Origin of the sequence: Streptococcus sp. 20925_1_44 (genome assembly GCF_041432435.1) — a bacterium.
Taxonomy (GTDB): Bacteria; Bacillota; Bacilli; order Lactobacillales; family Streptococcaceae; genus Streptococcus; species Streptococcus infantis.
On record NZ_JAPVZQ010000006.1, the window covers coordinates 1 to 17,493 of the forward strand.

Here is a 17,493-nt window from a genome sequence, read left to right on the forward strand (position 1 = left end):
TAGTTTTTTTAAAAATTAGTTGACAGAATTCTAGATTCACAAGTAGGTGAGTAACTGAGATTACAATTCAGCAATTTGATTCAAGTTTACTTCTGCTACTGTATCATTACCAAACATTGAAATAATCATTTTCACTTTGTTGTTATCAATTTCAGTAATTTTTCCTGTGTAATCAGCAAAGGCACCATCAATGATTCGAACTGTTTGACCAACTTCAACATTGATATCGAATTCTTGAACCGTTTGTCCCATTGATACCAAGATATCTCTGATTTCTTGTTCCAAAAGTGGAGTTGGTTTAGATCTGTTCCCGTGTGAGCCGACAAATCCCGTAACGTTTGGTGTATTACGAACCACAAACCAAGCTTCATCAGTCATAACCATTTCTACAAGGACATATCCTGGGAAGCGATTTTCTTCAACTTCTTTTTTCTTCCCATTTTTTTCAACTTGCACAGTTTGAGTTGGAATTTCCACACGTAGGATATTATCCAACATATTGTATGTTTGTGCACGTTGCAAGAGATTTTCTTTTACTTTATTTTCATAACCAGAATATGTTTGTAGGACAAACCATCCTTTATCAAAACTATCCATCTTTTTTCCTTTCTTAATGGTAAACTTCTTTCAGCCTATTTATACTATCTTAAAAAATGTTAATGAATCGGATCAATCCGCTAACGATTAACTGGTCAAAAATATAAATGATGACAACAAAGAAGGCAGTGTATTCCATGATAGATTTGAAATCTACCCAACTTTGTTTTCGAGTTGGCCAAGTTGTATCTTTAAGAAGTGTAAAGATATCCTTTATAAAACCCATTCTTATCTCCTATCTCGTTTCTCGATGTGTTGTGTATTTACCACAATGTTTACAAAATTTATTTACTTCTAAGCGAGTCGGTTTTGGATTCCCACTAATTTTAATTGAGTAGTTTCTTGAACCACAAACCGCACAGGCTAAACTTGCTTTTTTAAGTGCCATAGCGCCTCCATCCTATCTATTATAACAAGAATCCTTGTCTTTGACAAGTTAAATTGCACTCTGCATTTTCCTATTTTTAAAATAAAAAAGCCTAGGAATAATCCTAGACTCTATTTTACATTATTTACCAAGATAGTATTCAGAAACTACGTTCAATTTTTCGTCAAATTCGAATACCAATGGTGGGAAGTTAGGGATTTCCACATCCATGATTTCGTCATCTGACAATTGTTTGATGTGTTTTACAAGGGCGCGGATTGAGTTACCGTGTGCACCTACGAATACGTTTTTACCATCTTTAAGTGCTGGAGCGATTTTGTCTTCCCAGAATGGAAGGGCACGTTCCAAAGTCACTTTCAAGTTTTCAGCATCTGGAATCACTGAGTCATCAAGTGAAGCGTAACGACGGTCAGTATGAGCTGAGTACTCATCATCACGAGGCATTGCTGGTGGCAATACATCGTATGAACGACGCCAGATGTGAACTTGCTCATCACCAAATTGTTCAGCAGCCTCAGCTTTGTTTTTACCAGTCAAACCACCGTAGTGACGTTCGTTCAAGCGCCATGATTTTTCAACTGGAACCCACAATTGGTCAGATGCTTCAAGAGCCAAGTTAGTTGTTTTGATTGCACGTTTCAATACTGAAGTGTAAGCTTGGTCAAATTCAATACCAGCTTCTTTGATCAATTTACCAGCATCGATAGCTTGTTGAGTACCTTTTTCAGAAAGATCTACGTCAGCCCATCCTGTGAAAAGGTTAGCTTTGTTCCATTCAGACTCACCGTGGCGAGCGAAAACCAATTTTACCATTAGTTGGATTCTCCTTTTATTTTTCGAGGTTCCCCTCGTTTATCTATTCTATTTTACACAATTTTTCACAAAAAAGCTAGTTAAAATCAATTAAAAAGAGAAGAGCTCTTGGACTCTTCCCTAAAAAATAATTTATTCTTCAATTCTAAATTGTTTCAAGCTTGCTAGGTACAAAGCTCCACCAATGACAAGGACGATTCCACCAATCCACCCAAGGAAAGGAATCAAGGCAACTACAGATCCGACGATAAATAGAATCGATGGTGCTAGTGAAATACGATTGTCATCCTTATAGTAGACAAGTGAGAGGATTCCAAGAATGAGGGTTGCAATTTTCACTAAAGAGAAAACAATGAAAATAATGCCCAAAATTAGCCCTGCAGCATCTTCGTCTTCAGAAATGGCTGCAAGAAATACCATAAAAATTGGTAAGAAAGCTAAAATAGCTCCTGCAATAATACCAATAAAGCCATCTACTTGTGCTAGTGTTTTTGTCTTCATAAATATCTCCTTTTATTTTAATAAGGTATATTATACCATATTTTTAATAAAGTTTTTATTTTTTAAAAAAATACAGGAAGACCCTGTATTTTTGTTAGATTATTTAGCTTCAAATCCTTCTGCTACTGCATCCGCAAAGTTTTCTTCAACGATGCTTGCACAGTGATCGCAGATAGTTGCATGGTAGCTACGTTCTGCTGTACTTGGATCGATACGACGGCAACGATCACAAACTTCACCAGCCGCACGCTCAACCGTGAAGGCCACATCTTCAAAGTTAACTGCACCTTCTGGAGCTGGACCTTCAGCGATGGTCAATTTAGAGACGATCAAGAGTTGGGCTACATTGCTATCAACAGCTCCAAGAAGAGTCTTCACTACTTCATTAGGATAAACTGTCAAATGAGCTTCAAGAGATTTACCAATCACTTTTTCATTACGTGCTTCTTCCAAAGCCTTTTGAGCTTGTCCACGGAAGTCCATAAAGGCTGACCATGTATCCAAGATTTCCTCTTGGTTGGCAAATGTTTGTGCTTCAGGTAATTCTGATAATTGAACAAAGTCTTCTGTTTCAAACTCGAGATATGACCAGATTTCTTCAGCAGTGTGTGGAAGAATTGGTGTCAAGAGTTTGGTAATTTTCACAAGGATGTCATAGAAGACTGTTTGCATCTGACGGCGTTCGAGAGATTTTGCACCTTCGATGTAGACAACATCTTTGGCAAAGTCAAGGTAGAAAGCAGACAAATCAACGTTGATAAAGTTCACTAGTGCTTTATAGATGGTCAAGAATTCGAAGTTTGCATAAGCGTCACGAATAGTCTTAACAAGTTGGTTAAAGCGGATAGTCATGTACTTATCAACAGAACGAAGTTCTTCATAAGCTACTGCATCCTCAGCTGGGTTAAAATCAGATGTGTTGGCAATCAAGAAACGAAGCGTGTTACGGATCTTACGGTAAGTTTCAGAAACTTGACTCAAGATATCCATAGAGATACGTACGTCGTTGCTTGAATCAACACTTGTTACCCAGAGACGCAAGATTTCCGCACCGAATTGTTTTTCAACATCGCTTGGAGCAATGGTATTTCCAAGTGATTTAGACATCTTCTCACCTTTACCATCAAGGGCAAAACCTTGTGACAAGATTTGTTTGTATGGTGCAACGCCATGGTTAGCTACAGAGGTGATGAGTGATGAGTTGAACCAACCACGGTATTGGTCTGAACCTTCAAGGTATAGATCTGCTGGATATTTGAGTTCTGGACGGTTAACCACGACACCATTCCATGATGAACCTGAGTCAAACCAAACGTCCATGATGTCTGTTTCTTTTTTGAACTCGCCATTTGGTGAACCTGGATGGGTAAATCCTTCTGGCAAGAGGTCTTTGGCATCACGTTCCCACCAGATGATTGAACCATGTTCTTCGAAGAGTTGAGCTACATGCTCGATGGTTTCAGCTGTCATGATTGGTGTGCCATCTTCTGCGTAGAAGATTGGAAGAGGAACTCCCCAAGCACGTTGACGAGAGATAACCCAGTCACCACGGTCACGAATCATGTTGTAAAGACGGACCTTACCCCACTCTGAGTGGAACTTCACTTTTTCAATTTCGTCCAAGATTTCTTGGCGGAATTTAGATACAGAAGCAAACCATTGAGGCACTGCACGCCAGATAATTGGTTTTTTAGTACGCCAGTCAAATGGGTAAGAGTGAGAGATTTCTTCTTGAGCAAGAAGTAAATCACCAAGTTTTTCAGTAACCGTTGGCACAACCTTGTCGTAGAATTGACCTTCGAACTCTGCACCTGCATTGGCCATCATGATCCCGCGTTCGTTAACAGTCACAGCAACTTCAAGCCCATTGGCAACACCGACATTGTAGTCATCCTCACCAAAACCAGGAGCTGTATGGACGATACCAGTACCAGAATCAGTTGTAACGTGGTCACCAAGGATAACGAGTTCATCTACTGCTGTATCCCATGGGTGCTCTGTCACAATTTGGTTCAATTCTGAACCACGGTAAGTAGCCAAAACTTGAACATCTGCCCAACCGAATTTCTCAGACAAACTGTTCAACAATTCTGAAGCAACCACAAACTTACGAGATTCGCCAGCTGGTTGCACCAAGACGTAATCAATATCCGCACCAACAGTCAAACCACGAGAAGCCGTGATGGTGAATGGAGTTGTTGTCCAAACGACGATGTAAGTATCTGTATCTAGAACACCTTTGCCATCTTTGACTTTGTTGGCATAGTAAAGTGATGTTGAAACCAAGTCGTGGTATTCAATTTCCGCTTCAGCAAGGGCTGACTCAGATGACCAAGACCAGTAAACAGGCTTGGCTCCACGGTAAATATAGCCTTTATTAGCCATTTCACCGAAGACACGGATTTGCGCTGCTTCATAGTCAGGAGTTAGTGTTACATATGGATTTTCCCAGTCACCAGAAACACCCAAACGTTTAAAGTCTTCGCGTTGTTTATCTACTTGAGACAGAGCGTATTCACGGCAAAGTTTCAAGTACTCAACCAAGTCCATCTCTTTGCGTTTAACACCTTGTTTTGCCAAAACTTGCTCGATTGGCAAACCATGAGTATCCCAACCTGGGATGTAAGGTGCATAAAATCCTGACATAGACTTAGAACGAACAATGATATCTTTAGAAATCTTGTTCATGGCATGTCCTACGTGGATGTTCCCGTTGGCATACGGAGGGCCATCATGAAGCGTGAAATGTGGTTTTCCTTCATTTAACTCTTGACGACGTTGATAAAGTTTAGCTTCATCCCATTCCTTTTGCCAAACTGGCTCTTTGGTCGGAAGACCGGCACGCATTGGAAATTCTGTTTTCCCAAGATTGAGGGTTTCTTTAAGTTTCATTAGTACTCCTTTAATGTAAATTGACAATATAAAAACCACGACTCGCAAAAAGGACGAAAATCGTGGTACCACCTTTGTTCGGAAAAAGACCTAGCCTCTTTCCCTCTTTTCCCGTAACGTGGGCAACGTCAAATCTTACTATTTTCAGATTTGATACTAAGAGAGGATAAATTTACCAACAGGGATTGTAGGACTTCCACCATCTCCTACTCGCTAGAAATGTGATTGATAAATTCTTGTTCTCTAATGAGATTCTTATAAAATTAGAACTGATTCTTGTTGAGTGTCAGCATCATCTTGAGGTCCTTCCTCATGTACTGGCTCAACAGGAGTTTCAGCAACTGGCTGAACTTCAACTTCAGTTTCAGTTGACTCTTCAGTAGCTTGTTCAGCCTCTAACAATTCTTTGTTAGCTGCTTCAATACGCGCTTGAAGTTCTGCAACTTCTTCTGGAGAAAATTGACGAGTCATGTCAATCGGTTCTTCATCATGATATGAAGATACATCTTCACCTAGAACCTCTTGGACGACTTCCTTGAATGCTTCGTCGCTCGTTTGAAGATAAGTTGCAGTAGGACGCAAAATTTCTTCCCAATCTGATGAATCAACAATAGCCAACTGACTTTCGATTGTTGATTTCAAACGTTGGTGGAAGACGCGACTCTTGTTCTTCAACTCTTCAGTTTCTACAGCAACTTTTTTAGCATTATCTGTTGCTTGTCGCAAAATTTCATTGGCTTTGTATTTTGCTTCATCAAGCAAGCGTTGAGCATCTTGCTCAGCCTGCTTAATGATGTTGTTAGAACGGTCATTCGCAGCTTGTTTCACACGTTCAGCTGTATCTTGAGCAATCAATACTGACTGACTCAATGAATCTTTGATTTCATCAAAATAAGATAGACGGTCTTCTAAATTTTTAATGTGCTGATCTTTTTCATGATTACTACGAACTAAGTCTTCATAGTCACGAACAACAATATCTAAAAATTCATCAACTTCTTCACGGTTAAAACCTCTAAACTGAACACCAAAGGTTTTATCCTTAATTTCTAACGATGTAATTGGCATATTTTTCCTCACTTATTTAATAAAAAATAGAATCATTAATTGCTTCTGGTTCTTGCTCGTTTGTTACTGTTCTCTTAGGAATATCAGTCGTATAGTCGGAAAGACGTTCTTCTAGTTTTTTGATGTAGAGTTCAGTTTCCTCTTTGTTTCGGATTAATTCCTCTAATTCAAAATAAATCTTATCTAGAAATAAATCAACTTCTTCCTGATTGTAGCCTCTGAATGATCTTGAGAAAGCTTTATCACTAATTTCTTGTGGTGTAATTGACATATTTTTCTCACTTGCTTAATAGTAGCTGGACTGTTAATTTTTTCTTATCCTTCTTGGTTTGACCATTTTCTTTGAGTAAGATAATTCGACCAAAGCGTCTGACGCTGATTAAATCACCAATTTTTACCGGATAGTCCGACTTTTCAACTATATGATAGTTGACTTGAACCAACTTTTTTTCAACCAGAGCTGAAGTTTGGGAACGAGATAATTTCAATATGCTAGATAAGAAGGTATCCAGACGAAGACTTGAAACCAAGACTTCTTTTTCTTGATAGTCATCTTTGGATTCTATCATATCTGAAAAAGGACGTTCTACTAAACTTACAGGCAACTTGGAAATCTTTTGAATTCCATCTTGGAAAAGAGTGGTAAATCTTCGATCGACAATAATTTGGGCCTTCTCTTCTGTAACCAGAATATCTCCGAATAACTTACGGTCAATCCCTAGTCGATTGAGAACTGTACCCAATATCTTTGAATGGGTCAGTTGCTGAAACTTGCTGGGATACACGATCTCAAGCAAGGTCATTTCAAAATCTTCCAAACCTGGCGTGAAGTAATCGGGCGCTAAAATAACCCTAACGTACTCCGAAGAGATATAACTCGTACTAGAGAAGACTTTTATCTCTCTATTATTTCCCAAAGTTTCCAAGATAAATACTTGGTGAGGATTTATAAAAGGAGATAAAATCGGTGCATAGTGCTCCTCGACTTGACTCAACCATTCCAAGCCCTTATCGATGAATGGAATATCCTCCGTTGCGAAATGTTGGTAAAGTTCCTTGCTCATAATACGACCAGCAAATTGATGAGATAGCGGCTAATCATGCGTAAGAGAATTAGGGCTATCCAAACAGAGAAATCCAAACCTGCGATTTGAAGAGGTAGACGTCTTAGAGGTTCAAGAATTGGTTTACACAAAGTCTCTAAAAATTTCCCCAACTGGGTGTTATAGGCATTTGGAAACCATGATAATAGAGCAAAAGCTACAAGTATCAGTGAATAGATATCTGTAGCATTTTGGATAAAACGAATTATTAGAAACATTAACGTACTCTATTTCTCTTCATGTCAAAGTCGTATTCTTCGCTTTGAGCTTCTTCAGGTAAACGAATATCTTCAATGTTTACAACTACACCAACAGGTGTCAAAAGATACATTGTGTTCGCTACTTTTCTTAACTCACCAGCAAGGACATGACGTGCTCCATCCAAGTAATCCAAACAACGACGAGCTTGAACTTCTGTCATATATTGGAAGTCAATCAAGATACTTTCATTTCCAGCCAACAAATCAACAATATCTGTTGCATCTTCGTAACGGCGTGGGTAACGAACATCGATGGTTACTTTTTCAGTAGAGCGATGGCTTTCAATTGCTAGTTGTTGCTGACGCGCATGAAGTTTTGTAATATTTTTCTCTTTTGCTTCGACTGAAGAAGATTCTTGAGCAACAGCTTGCTGTGGCAATTCTCTTTTTTGAGGAACCGAAGCTAGTGAACGTTCAGGTTGTGCAGCTACAACTTCATCTCCATCTTCTGTAAAGTAATCTATAAATTTATCAAATTTATCTTTTAATGACATGATTATTTCCTATTTAAAAAATGCTGTACCAATTCGAACAAAAGTTGAGCCACACTGAATCGCTTCTTTGTAGTCACGACTCATTCCCATACTTAGTTCTGTCATTGGCATATTGGGGAATTGTTGTTCACGAATGTATTGTTGCAACTCTTGCGTTTCTTTAAAGATTTTTTGCAACTCTTCTGTTTGGGCCTCAAAGGGAGCCATGGTCATGAGACCAACATACTCAATTTGATCCAAGCTAGACAAATCTGGCAAGACTGTCAATAGTTCTTCTTTTGAAAAACCATGCTTGCTTTCCTCTCCAGAAATATTGACCTGCAAAAAACATTTAACTGTTCGATCGGCACGTTTTTGAATCTCTTGGGCTAATTTCAAAGAATCTAAAGCGTGAAAATAATCAACATGAGGAATAACATCCTTGACTTTTCTTCTTTGTAAGCTACCAATCAAGTGCCAAGTAACATCTTTATCACTTAAGGCATGATACTTTTCAAGAAATTTGTCGACACGGTTTTCACCGATGTGTTTGACTCCTTGGTCAATCAAATTTGCTGCAGTTGCAATATCAACATATTTTGTTACGGCAATTACAGAAACCGAACCGTCTTCACGGCCGGTTTCTTGAATTGCTTTTGTAACCTGTTGAAATACCTGATTTGTATTTTCTTTTAAATCCATCTCTATTAACGGTTTTTAAAGAATGGTGGTGTTTCCAACTCGTCTTCATCAGAAGCTGGTGCTTCAAAACGCTCAACTGGAGATACGACTGATTCACCTTGACGAACAATTGAATCACGTCTCAAGTCCCAGTCACCAAAAGCTGATGCTTTAGGCGCTTCCGTGTGACGTTGTGAAGGAGTTGGAAGTTCAGCTGTTTCTGCCAAATCAAAATGACGGTCATAAGTGTGTGTATGTCCAGTTTTTACTGGTTCACGGAATGACGCTTGTCTTGGTTGTGGCGCTACAACTTTTTCGACTGCATCTTGACGAACTCCAGTTGCAACAACAGTTACACGGATTTCATCTTTCATTGTTTCATCAATAGAAGTACCGAGCCAGATATTTACGCCATGTCCAGCAGCTTGATTGACGATTTCAGAAGCTTCTTCCGCTTCAATCAAGGTCATATCCAAACCACCAGTTACGTTAACGATAACATCTTCTGCTCCATCAATAGTTGTTTCAAGAAGTGGTGAGTAGATAGCTTTACGAGCCGCTTCGATAACACGCTCTTCTCCGCTACCGATACCGATACCCATAAGGGCATTTCCTTTGTTTGCCATTACAGTCTTCACGTCTGCGAAGTCCAAGTTGATCAAACCAGGATTTGTAATCAAATCTGTAATCCCTTGAACACCTTGACGAAGAACGTTATCTGCTTCAGACAAAGCTTCAAGAAGTGGAGTTTTCTTGTCAACAATTTCTAATAAGTTGTTGTTTGAGATAATCAAGAGAGTATCAACATGTTCACGAAGTTCGTTGATCCCTTGGACTGCGAATTGACCACGTTTGCTTCCTTCGAAACCAAATGGACGTGTCACAACACCAACAGTCAAAGCACCTAAACCTTTAGCGATACGAGCGATAACTGGTGCAGCACCTGTACCAGAACCACCACCCATACCAGCAGTGATGAAGACCATATCTGCACCACTGATAGCTTCAGTAATTGCTTCTTCGCTTTCTTCAGCAGCCTTACGACCAACTTCAGGCTGTCCTCCAGCACCCAGTCCGCGAGTTAATTTTGGACCAAGTTGGATAACTGTTTCAGCTTTTGTACTGCTCAAGGCTTGTACATCTGTGTTGGCTGCGATGAACTCAACACCTGAAACGCCTTCGTCAACCATGCGGTTAATGGCGTTTCCACCACCACCACCGACACCAATTACTTTAATTACTGCACCTTGTGCTGCTGCTGTATCAAATGAAAATGTCATATTTTATTCCTCTATCCTATTCATCAAACATGCTTCCGATTAAGCTACGGAATCGGTCAGTCAATTTTGGTTTTTCTTCTGATTGATTTGGAGTTGCTGATTCAGCAGTATAAGTTGGTTCTGCTGATTCAGTTGAAGTTGTACCAAACACTGAACGTTGAGAAGCTGCAGGTTTTTCCTGACTTGAAGTTCTGAAATCAATTGGTTGTTGACGTAGAACTTGATCTCCTCTGATAGCTCTTTGAGCCAAAACATTCACTTCTGTAAGACTTCCAGCAAATTCTGACAAACTAATCACATGAGCAAATGCAGGATTGCGGATACCTACTTGGTTTGGAACATAAAGTTTCACACGAACTCCAAGTACTTCTTGGGCAAGCTCAACGATACCTGGTAGAATAGCATTCCCACCAATCAGAGCAATACCACCTGGCAAGTCCAACAAATGTCTTCTTTCCAAATCTTGTTTGATTTGTTCAAAGATGTGTTTCAATCTAGCTGAAATAATTTGAGCTAAGTATTCTTCTGTAACTTCTACAGGTTCTACTTCACCAATCACTTCAACTTGGAAAGTTTCTTTGCTTGCAAGTTGCGGATAAGCTTCACCGTAGTTAAGCTTCAAACCTTCTGCAATCTTCTTAGAAGTTTTAAGAACTTTTGAAATGTCTTTTGTGACGTAATCGCCACCTTCTTGGTAAACATTTGTGTATTGAAGTTCTTGATTACGGATAGTAGCAACACTTGTTTGACCACCACCCATATCGATAACAGTCGCTCCAAACTCACGTTCGCCTTCGTTAAGAACAGAGTTTACAATTGCAAGTGGTGAAATAATCACGTTATCGACTTGAACTCCAACACGTTCTACAGTTTTACGAAGGTTGTGAAGAATGGTTCTTGGACCTGTATAGAGAAGTCCACGCATTTCCAAACGAACACCCATCATACCACGAGGGTCACGAATACCTTGGAAACCGTCTACTACAAATTCTTCTGGCACAAACGTAATCACTTCTCGATCAGGTGTCATGCTCTTAGTCAAAGCTGATTTGACAACATTCTCAACATCTTGATCTGTAATTTCTTTTGTATCTGATGTTACAGGAATCATTCCTTGAGTTGGTTCCACTTGCAACAAGTTTGCTGGAAGTCCAACGTTTACTGATTTGATTGAAATCCCTGCTTTTTCTTCTGCTTGAGAAATAGCAGATTTGATAGCCGTTGCTGCGGCTTCGATGTCAACGATAATCCCATCCTTGACACCTTTACTTTTGGCGTTACTAACACCGATTACATTTACTTCACCATCTACAAGCTCAGCAACTAACACTTTAATTGAGCTTGTTCCAATATCTAAGCCTGTAAAGAAACCATTTCTAGTCATTACATTGCGTCCTCTCTATCTTCCAAGTTTCACACTTTGATTTTTTAACAGCTACAAGAAGGCATAGCTATTCACAGAATATTATATCACAAAAATCCGATTCGTGCCTAATTTTTTGTGATTTTATCGAAGGTTTTTCATTAAATTTATTTTAATATTCCATTACAAGTCCCTCTTTTTTATTTTTTCTATGAAAAACAGTGTAAAAGAGTCAGAAAAACTGAAAAATGGCTATGAAAATTCCTATATTTTCCAAAACTGATATATCCATTTGCAATTATTTTCCTATTCATTTTCAAGGCAAGGGTGATATCAAAATACACTAGGCTATACGCTCCCCTTTTTGCATGATATTATCGTTCATTTTTATCTTCCTAAAAAAGAAAAAAGAAGCTAGAAACTAGCTTCTTTTTATGAAAATTCTTTCTCTACTACCTCAAGAGCACGCTCAATGACCACATGCATGTCGTAGTATTTATAGTCTGCTAGGCGGCCACAGAAGATGACCTTGTCATTTTTGGCTGCTTCTTCTTGGTACTTGGCAAACATAGCGTTGTTCTTTTCATCGTTGATTGGGTAATATGGTTCGTCTCCACGTTTCCAATCAGCAGGGTACTCACGAGTGATAACCGTCTTCGGTTGAGTACCATACTCGAAATGCTTGTGCTCGATGATACGAGTATAAGGAATCTCACGCTCTGTATAGTTGACCACAGCATTCCCTTGATGATTTTCTTCATCCAAGATTTCGTGTTCAAAACGAAGACTACGGTATTCCAACTCTCCATGCTTGTAGTCAAAGTACTGGTCAATCATCCCTGTAAAGACAACTTTCTCAGCTGTTTTTTCCAGTTCTTCACGATTGGCAAAGAAATCAACCCCAAGTTCTACTTCTACATCGCCTAACATGTTTTCGATGATGACGTTGTATCCACCAATTGGAATTCCTTGGTAACGGTCATTAAAGTAGTTGTTATCAAAAGTCAAACGCACTGGAAGGCGCTTGATGATAAACGGAGGAAGGTCTGTTGCAGAACGTCCCCATTGTTTTTCTGTATAGCCCTTGATCAATTTTTCATAGATATCCGGACCAATCAACTTGATCGCTTGTTCTTCCAAGTTCTTAGGCTCAATATCTTTCATATCAGCCGTTTGCTCTGCAATCTTGTCCTTAACTTCTTGTGGTGTCTTAGTTCCCCACATAGCGTAGAAGGTATTCATGTTAAAAGGAAGATTGTAGAGGTTGCCCTTGTAGTTAGCCACTGGTGAGTTGATATAGTTATTGAATTCAGCGAACTGGTTGACATAGTCCCACACTTTTTTGTTAGAAGTATGGAAAATGTGGGCACCATACTTGTGGACATTGATGTCTTCAACATTTTCACAGTAGATATTTCCACCGATGTGATCACGTTTGTCAATCACTTTTACTTTTTTTCCACGTTTTGTAGCTTCATGTGCAAAGATTGCTCCAGACAAACCTGCACCAACGATAAGATAATCGTACATTTTATTCTCCTTTTTATAATTTGACGATTCGATTGAAATAAGGAATTTTCATTAATAAACTAACAACAATTAAACTTACACACAAAGTGAGTATTGGAAAAAGCAAATATGCACCTGTATAACTAAAACCAAGTAACTTTTCTAACACTTTGATAACGTAAGTATGTACTATAAAAACTCCCATTGTTTGATTGGAAAGTGTAACAATCCATTTACTTTTGTTTTCTTCCAAAGAGAGTGTTAATACCGTCAGGAAAATTCCTAAACTGACAATTTTTACAAATAAAATATCATAAAAATATTCAGCAAAAAGATTATGGTAAATGGTCTTTGCTAAGAAAAATAGAATTAATGGGGAAATTAACATCAACAGTACTGCAGCTATTTTCATCCATCTCCTAAAGCCTTTTTTTATAAACTCTTTATCAAATTGTGCTATCAAACCTCCCAAAATGTAGTAGAAAAACCACGTCCATAACCTAAAGGTTTGTATAACATATGACTGCAAGGGCATTTGAAATACCATATTTGCCAACTCAAAGACCAAACCAATAGTAACCAATGAAGATAGTATATATAGATAGCTTCTTTTTGAATTTAGAAATTTTCTTAAAATTGGCAAACACAAATAGATAAGTATTAGTGCACCAAAAAACCAAAACTGAGAGAAATACCCTTTTTGTAACAGAGAACCTATAATTTTTTTAATTGGATTAACTGTAAAGTCTCTTTTAAAGAGCCAAACGATAATGGTCCATAATGATACTATTGTTAAAATCCATTTGACTTTCTGAAGTACGTAGGGATAAGTTATCTCCTTCTTTCCTAACAATAAATAACCATTGACCATAAAAAATAGGGGAATAGAGTAGGTACCTAAGTAATATAAATACGCCAAAAGATCCCAAGAACCTGTTTCTTTAAATCCAACCATCGTTGTATGAAGTAGAACAACTCCAATACATGCAAGCACTTTTATTAAATCTAAATTAATATTCCGAGTTTTATGCATTCTATTTTTTCCCAATGATTTGTTTTAATTCTTTTACATCTACCACTTTCAGAGATAGAATTGCAAAAAGATAAATGATTCCGCCAAGCACTGCAAAAACTAGAACATTTAGGGTTGGCGAAAAATGTATAACTGTTTTTGAACCTAGCAAAATGCCATACATGATAGCTGATGCTAGAATAATTTTTGTCATAGATCCAATAATAGGAACTTCTTTTAGGTATCTGCGGGTAAAGTACAATTGAATCGCCCACACTAGCGCCTCTGTTAAGACAGAAACAATGGCTGCTCCGATATAACCAAGTTTAGGAAGGAATAATAAGTTTAATCCTACACTGATAATTGCAGGAGCCGTTGTTGAAATCATGAATTCTTTATTTCGGTTATGAGGAATCAATATCTGAATTCCCATAATATTGGTCCAACCGATGAAGAACATACGGAAGATCATAATGGCAATTGCATAGCGTGCATCCTGAAAATCTTGACCAAGGAAAAATTGAACAAAATCATCATTGACAATCAAGATCCCTGCCATCATTGGAAAAATGACTAAATTATAAATGAGGAAGGACATCTCATGCATCTTATTGACCGCCTTATGATCACCTGTGGCTAATAAATGCGCAACACGAGGTAGCATAACACTCCCCAAGGAAGTTACCAAGGTCAGAAGGATATTTACCAACTTTAGAGCCTGGTCATAAATCCCTACATCCTTTGTAGAGGCTAAGGCTCCAAGCATGGTACGATCTAGCGTTACATACAAGGAAATCGCCACTTGTGGAAGGAACAATAAGATGACGGGTTTCAAATGATGCCTAGCATATTCTATGTCAAAATGAGGTCTACCGATAAACTCTCGAGCAGGCAACCACATACTTAGTTGCCCCAAAAGCTCAAATATGGTTAGTAAAAAAACATAGAGATATAGGTCGTTTGCAGATTTGACAAAGAGAAAGATAGAGGTAACTCCAACGATTTTAACCGTGATGTTTCGAACAGTAATCTTTCGAAAATCCTCCAACCCTTGAAAGAGCCAAGAGATGTCTAAACCTTTAGAAACTAAACTCAAGCCTAGAATGTAGGCTACCGGATTTTGCATAAAGGGAAGAGCCATACAAAGAAGGCCATACAAGGTTAGAGAAAGAAAAGTTGCACCTAATTGCAGGGAGTAGATTCCCCAAAAGTTTTTTTCGATTTCCTTGCGATGCCCTGAAATGACCTTTGTTCCATAGTTAGCAACTCCTAGTGTCGCTAATAGAATAAAGTAGGTGACAATGGAATTAAAATAACCATAAGTTCCTAAATCATCCGAAGAAAAGACCCGTGTCACATAGGGAGTCGTAATAATCGGGAGTATAATCACCAACAATTGATAAGAAAGATTGTAGGCGTAGTTTTTTAATACTTTCATGTCAATCCGTCCTATTTATAATCAATCCGTGAAATTAGAAATTGTGACCGAACAGACTTATAATGGGCAATTATTCTAAAAGCTTCTATCATACTTCCTCTTTCCTACAATTTTTTGATATTTGTTGCAAATTAAATTGGTTTTATGCACGATACTATCGTAGCAACAAATACAATTTAGGGCTAAACATAAAAACAAGGTATTTTAGTTTTACTTTCCATGATAGCTTACTATTTTTTAGCAACTCACTCATTTCGACTTTCAACAACTCTTTATCTTTTGAAAAATCTTTTAAGCCTGAGTCAGCTTTTGCACCAATCACTACAAAGCCACCTAATAATTTTTTAGCTTGCAAAGCTTGCTTTAATTCTGGGCTCTGAATGTACTCTCTTTTAACAACTTCCTCATTTTTTGCAACAGCTTTAAAGAAATCATATCTTTTTTCAGTAAATGTTGAACGAACTATACTTCCTTCTCTACGATAGTAATTGTAGGTTTCAAGCGGGCTTATCACGATTCTTTCAGCCAAGGCAAGGTGTTCTCCTACAACATAAAAATCCTCATAGATTTTCCCAACTGGAAAAGGGACGCGTTCCAATATGCTTTTTTTATAAAGCTTAGCACAGGCAGAAACCGTTGCAACTTTGTCGTCCAACATTAGTTCCAAGGCCTTCTCCTTTGTAACCACACTCAAGCTTTCATAGTCTGACTGTTTAAGATGATAAGAACTATAATCATCATACTTTGAAGTTGCTTTGACCTTTGTTGAAATCAAGTCTGCTTGATGTATTTCTTGTATTTTTACTATTAATTCAAGCGTGTAGTCTTCAAGGTAATCATCTGGATCTAAAAAGAAAATCCAATCTGAGTTGGCTTTTGTAACTCCAAAGTTACGCGCATCAGATAAGCCTCCATTTTCCTTATGAAAAACATGGATATTTTCATATTCTCGGGCGTAATCTTCACACAATCGAGGAGAATCATCTGTTGAACCGTCATTGACGAGGATCACTTCAAAATTTTGATAGGTTTGTTTCAGCAGGCTATCTATCGCATAGTGCAAATAGTCGGCAATGTTATATACCGGAACAACGATGCTAATAAACATCCTAAACCCCTCTCTCTTTTTCTTTCTTTTTAGAGTATTTCTTCAAAATTGGATTAAGTATTAAGGCAATTGCAAACTTGGTCTTATAGTTCAAATAAGACAATCTGTCAAACTTTTTCCTAGGAATATAGTCATATGCACTTTTCTCAATTTTGCTATATAGTTCTTTCAAGAGTGCTTCGGAATCATTAACCATCCAAGACAAATCAACCTGCAAACTGATGAGATAATCTAAGGTTTCAGAAACTACTCGGTTTAAAACGGGGTCACTTTCAATTTTTGTAAAATAATCTAGAACTGAATTTGTAACAGTCAAATGGTGACGAACATTACGCTTCATACTCTCGATATTCATACTTTGCTCTGGTCTACCTATGTAGTATTGATAAATATCATAATTCCAATAACTGAAACTATGAACATACTCCAAAGGAAAAAGTGTGTATTGAATATCAACATAAAATGTTTTTTCACTTAAACGAATCTTGTTTTCCGACAAGATTGATGTCTTATAAGTAACCGAGTGCATCGGGATGCGAACATCCGGAATTCCCATGTATTTTTTGCCAATTTCATACTTGTCTACGAAGTCATTTCGTACTGTAGTATTATTGTAGACATGTTGCTCTGTAAAGTCTGTAATCACCATATCCACATCAACAGTTTCAAGAGTATCTAAAAACTTTTCAAATTCTGATGGAATAACCCAGTCATCCCCATCAATTACTTTAAAAAATTTTCCCTTTGCTTCTTGAATACCGCGATTGATAGTTGAACCATGACCACCGTTTTCTTTTGTAATTACACGGCCATCCAGCAACGAATCTTGGGCTAATATTTCTTCTGCTACTTTAGCAGTATCGTCTGTACTTCCATCGTTAACAACCAGTACTTCAAATTTATTTTTATAATCTGATTGCACTTGTTGGAAAGACTCCAGCCCTTTTGAAACGTAGTCCTGAATATTATAACTAGGCATTACAATTGTTAACAAACAATCCTTCATC

Annotated in this window: 19 protein-coding genes; all 19 read right to left on the reverse strand. The window is 38.0% G+C overall.

The features are described 5' to 3' along the window. Window positions 1-60: 60 nt before the first annotated feature. Window positions 61-597 (reverse strand): transcription termination/antitermination protein NusG, encoded by a 537-nt coding sequence (gene nusG / locus O3643_RS07515; RefSeq protein ID WP_004254102.1) that lies wholly within the window; start codon window positions 595-597, stop codon window positions 61-63. A 49-nt stretch (window positions 598-646) separates the two neighbouring features. Continuing rightward, window positions 647-823, reverse strand: a complete 177-nt coding sequence (gene secE, locus O3643_RS07520) for a preprotein translocase subunit SecE (RefSeq protein ID WP_004254104.1) — start codon at window positions 821-823, stop codon at window positions 647-649. A gap of 9 nt (window positions 824-832) precedes the next feature. After that, window positions 833-985, reverse strand: a complete 153-nt coding sequence (gene rpmG / locus O3643_RS07525; RefSeq protein ID WP_001809375.1) for a 50S ribosomal protein L33 — start codon at window positions 983-985, stop codon at window positions 833-835. Window positions 986-1,105: 120 nt separating this feature from the next. Next, window positions 1,106-1,798 carry a phosphoglycerate mutase gene (locus O3643_RS07530; RefSeq protein WP_070458655.1) on the reverse strand — a complete coding sequence of 231 codons (693 nt, stop codon included), beginning with the start codon at window positions 1,796-1,798 and terminating at the stop codon, window positions 1,106-1,108. Between the two features lie 132 nt (window positions 1,799-1,930). Then, window positions 1,931-2,299 carry a hypothetical protein gene (locus tag O3643_RS07535; protein ID WP_004254107.1) on the reverse strand — a complete coding sequence of 123 codons (369 nt, stop codon included), beginning with the start codon at window positions 2,297-2,299 and terminating at the stop codon, window positions 1,931-1,933. A gap of 99 nt (window positions 2,300-2,398) precedes the next feature. Next, the gene (gene ileS / locus O3643_RS07540) at window positions 2,399-5,191 is read right to left on the reverse strand and encodes an isoleucine--tRNA ligase (RefSeq protein WP_371500930.1); all 2,793 of its coding nucleotides are present in this window, start codon (window positions 5,189-5,191) and stop codon (window positions 2,399-2,401) included. A gap of 255 nt (window positions 5,192-5,446) precedes the next feature. Then, window positions 5,447-6,259, reverse strand: a complete 813-nt coding sequence (locus O3643_RS07545; RefSeq protein ID WP_371500932.1) for a DivIVA domain-containing protein — start codon at window positions 6,257-6,259, stop codon at window positions 5,447-5,449. A 16-nt stretch (window positions 6,260-6,275) separates the two neighbouring features. Then, entirely contained in the window at window positions 6,276-6,530 is a 255-nt protein-coding gene (locus O3643_RS07550; RefSeq protein WP_006152946.1) for a DivIVA domain-containing protein, read from the reverse strand. Between the two features lie 7 nt (window positions 6,531-6,537). Continuing rightward, window positions 6,538-7,323 carry an RNA-binding protein gene (locus O3643_RS07555; RefSeq protein ID WP_371500935.1) on the reverse strand — a complete coding sequence of 262 codons (786 nt, stop codon included), beginning with the start codon at window positions 7,321-7,323 and terminating at the stop codon, window positions 6,538-6,540. Next, a complete protein-coding gene (locus O3643_RS07560; RefSeq protein WP_371500937.1) occupies window positions 7,320-7,580 on the reverse strand; it encodes a YggT family protein in 261 nt (86 codons plus the stop codon). Before O3643_RS07560 ends, O3643_RS07555 begins: the two co-directional genes overlap by 4 nt. Continuing rightward, window positions 7,580-8,116 carry a cell division protein SepF gene (locus O3643_RS07565; protein WP_371500939.1) on the reverse strand — a complete coding sequence of 179 codons (537 nt, stop codon included), beginning with the start codon at window positions 8,114-8,116 and terminating at the stop codon, window positions 7,580-7,582. Before O3643_RS07565 ends, O3643_RS07560 begins: the two co-directional genes overlap by 1 nt. 9 nt (window positions 8,117-8,125) lie before the next feature. Further along, window positions 8,126-8,797, reverse strand: a complete 672-nt coding sequence (locus O3643_RS07570) for a YggS family pyridoxal phosphate-dependent enzyme (RefSeq protein ID WP_371500941.1) — start codon at window positions 8,795-8,797, stop codon at window positions 8,126-8,128. 5 nt (window positions 8,798-8,802) lie between these two features. Beyond that, window positions 8,803-10,056: a cell division protein FtsZ gene (gene ftsZ / locus O3643_RS07575; RefSeq protein WP_371500943.1), complete on the reverse strand. Its 1,254-nt coding sequence runs from the start codon at window positions 10,054-10,056 to the stop codon at window positions 8,803-8,805. Between the two features lie 16 nt (window positions 10,057-10,072). Next, complete coding sequence (gene ftsA / locus O3643_RS07580) at window positions 10,073-11,440, reverse strand: cell division protein FtsA (RefSeq protein WP_070679027.1); 1,368 nt, start codon at window positions 11,438-11,440, stop codon at window positions 10,073-10,075. Between the two features lie 411 nt (window positions 11,441-11,851). Further along, complete coding sequence (gene glf / locus O3643_RS07585; RefSeq protein ID WP_371500946.1) at window positions 11,852-12,949, reverse strand: UDP-galactopyranose mutase; 1,098 nt, start codon at window positions 12,947-12,949, stop codon at window positions 11,852-11,854. A gap of 13 nt (window positions 12,950-12,962) precedes the next feature. Then, window positions 12,963-13,961 (reverse strand): acyltransferase, encoded by a 999-nt coding sequence (locus O3643_RS07590; RefSeq protein ID WP_371500948.1) that lies wholly within the window; start codon window positions 13,959-13,961, stop codon window positions 12,963-12,965. A 1-nt stretch (window position 13,962) separates the two neighbouring features. Then, entirely contained in the window at window positions 13,963-15,378 is a 1,416-nt protein-coding gene (locus O3643_RS07595) for a flippase (protein WP_371500950.1), read from the reverse strand. A 154-nt stretch (window positions 15,379-15,532) separates the two neighbouring features. Then, window positions 15,533-16,486 carry a glycosyltransferase family 2 protein gene (locus O3643_RS07600; RefSeq protein ID WP_254724920.1) on the reverse strand — a complete coding sequence of 318 codons (954 nt, stop codon included), beginning with the start codon at window positions 16,484-16,486 and terminating at the stop codon, window positions 15,533-15,535. Between the two features lies 1 nt (window position 16,487). Beyond that, window positions 16,488-17,492: a glycosyltransferase family A protein gene (locus O3643_RS07605; protein WP_254724919.1), complete on the reverse strand. Its 1,005-nt coding sequence runs from the start codon at window positions 17,490-17,492 to the stop codon at window positions 16,488-16,490. Window position 17,493: the final 1 nt, after the last annotated feature.

Bases quoted from the DNA above. Each gene is read 5' to 3' on its own strand.
- ftsZ (WP_371500943.1), bottom strand. From the start codon at position 10,056: ATGACATTTTCATTTGATACAGCAGCAGCACAAGGTGCAGTAATTAAA.
- O3643_RS07555 (WP_371500935.1), bottom strand. From the start codon at position 7,323: ATGAGCAAGGAACTTTACCAACATTTCGCAACGGAGGATATTCCATTC.
- secE (WP_004254104.1), bottom strand. From the start codon at position 823: ATGGGTTTTATAAAGGATATCTTTACACTTCTTAAAGATACAACTTGG.
- glf (WP_371500946.1), bottom strand. From the start codon at position 12,949: ATGTACGATTATCTTATCGTTGGTGCAGGTTTGTCTGGAGCAATCTTT.
- O3643_RS07590 (WP_371500948.1), bottom strand. From the start codon at position 13,961: ATGCATAAAACTCGGAATATTAATTTAGATTTAATAAAAGTGCTTGCA.
- ileS (WP_371500930.1), bottom strand. From the start codon at position 5,191: ATGAAACTTAAAGAAACCCTCAATCTTGGGAAAACAGAATTTCCAATG.
- O3643_RS07605 (WP_254724919.1), bottom strand. From the start codon at position 17,492: ATGAAGGATTGTTTGTTAACAATTGTAATGCCTAGTTATAATATTCAG.
- rpmG (WP_001809375.1), bottom strand. From the start codon at position 985: ATGGCACTTAAAAAAGCAAGTTTAGCCTGTGCGGTTTGTGGTTCAAGA.
- O3643_RS07600 (WP_254724920.1), bottom strand. From the start codon at position 16,486: ATGTTTATTAGCATCGTTGTTCCGGTATATAACATTGCCGACTATTTG.
- O3643_RS07530 (WP_070458655.1), bottom strand. From the start codon at position 1,798: ATGGTAAAATTGGTTTTCGCTCGCCACGGTGAGTCTGAATGGAACAAA.
- ftsA (WP_070679027.1), bottom strand. From the start codon at position 11,440: ATGACTAGAAATGGTTTCTTTACAGGCTTAGATATTGGAACAAGCTCA.
- O3643_RS07550 (WP_006152946.1), bottom strand. From the start codon at position 6,530: ATGTCAATTACACCACAAGAAATTAGTGATAAAGCTTTCTCAAGATCA.
- nusG (WP_004254102.1), bottom strand. From the start codon at position 597: ATGGATAGTTTTGATAAAGGATGGTTTGTCCTACAAACATATTCTGGT.
- O3643_RS07545 (WP_371500932.1), bottom strand. From the start codon at position 6,259: ATGCCAATTACATCGTTAGAAATTAAGGATAAAACCTTTGGTGTTCAG.
- O3643_RS07595 (WP_371500950.1), bottom strand. From the start codon at position 15,378: ATGAAAGTATTAAAAAACTACGCCTACAATCTTTCTTATCAATTGTTG.
- O3643_RS07535 (WP_004254107.1), bottom strand. From the start codon at position 2,299: ATGAAGACAAAAACACTAGCACAAGTAGATGGCTTTATTGGTATTATT.
- O3643_RS07560 (WP_371500937.1), bottom strand. From the start codon at position 7,580: ATGTTTCTAATAATTCGTTTTATCCAAAATGCTACAGATATCTATTCA.
- O3643_RS07570 (WP_371500941.1), bottom strand. From the start codon at position 8,797: ATGGATTTAAAAGAAAATACAAATCAGGTATTTCAACAGGTTACAAAA.
- O3643_RS07565 (WP_371500939.1), bottom strand. From the start codon at position 8,116: ATGTCATTAAAAGATAAATTTGATAAATTTATAGATTACTTTACAGAA.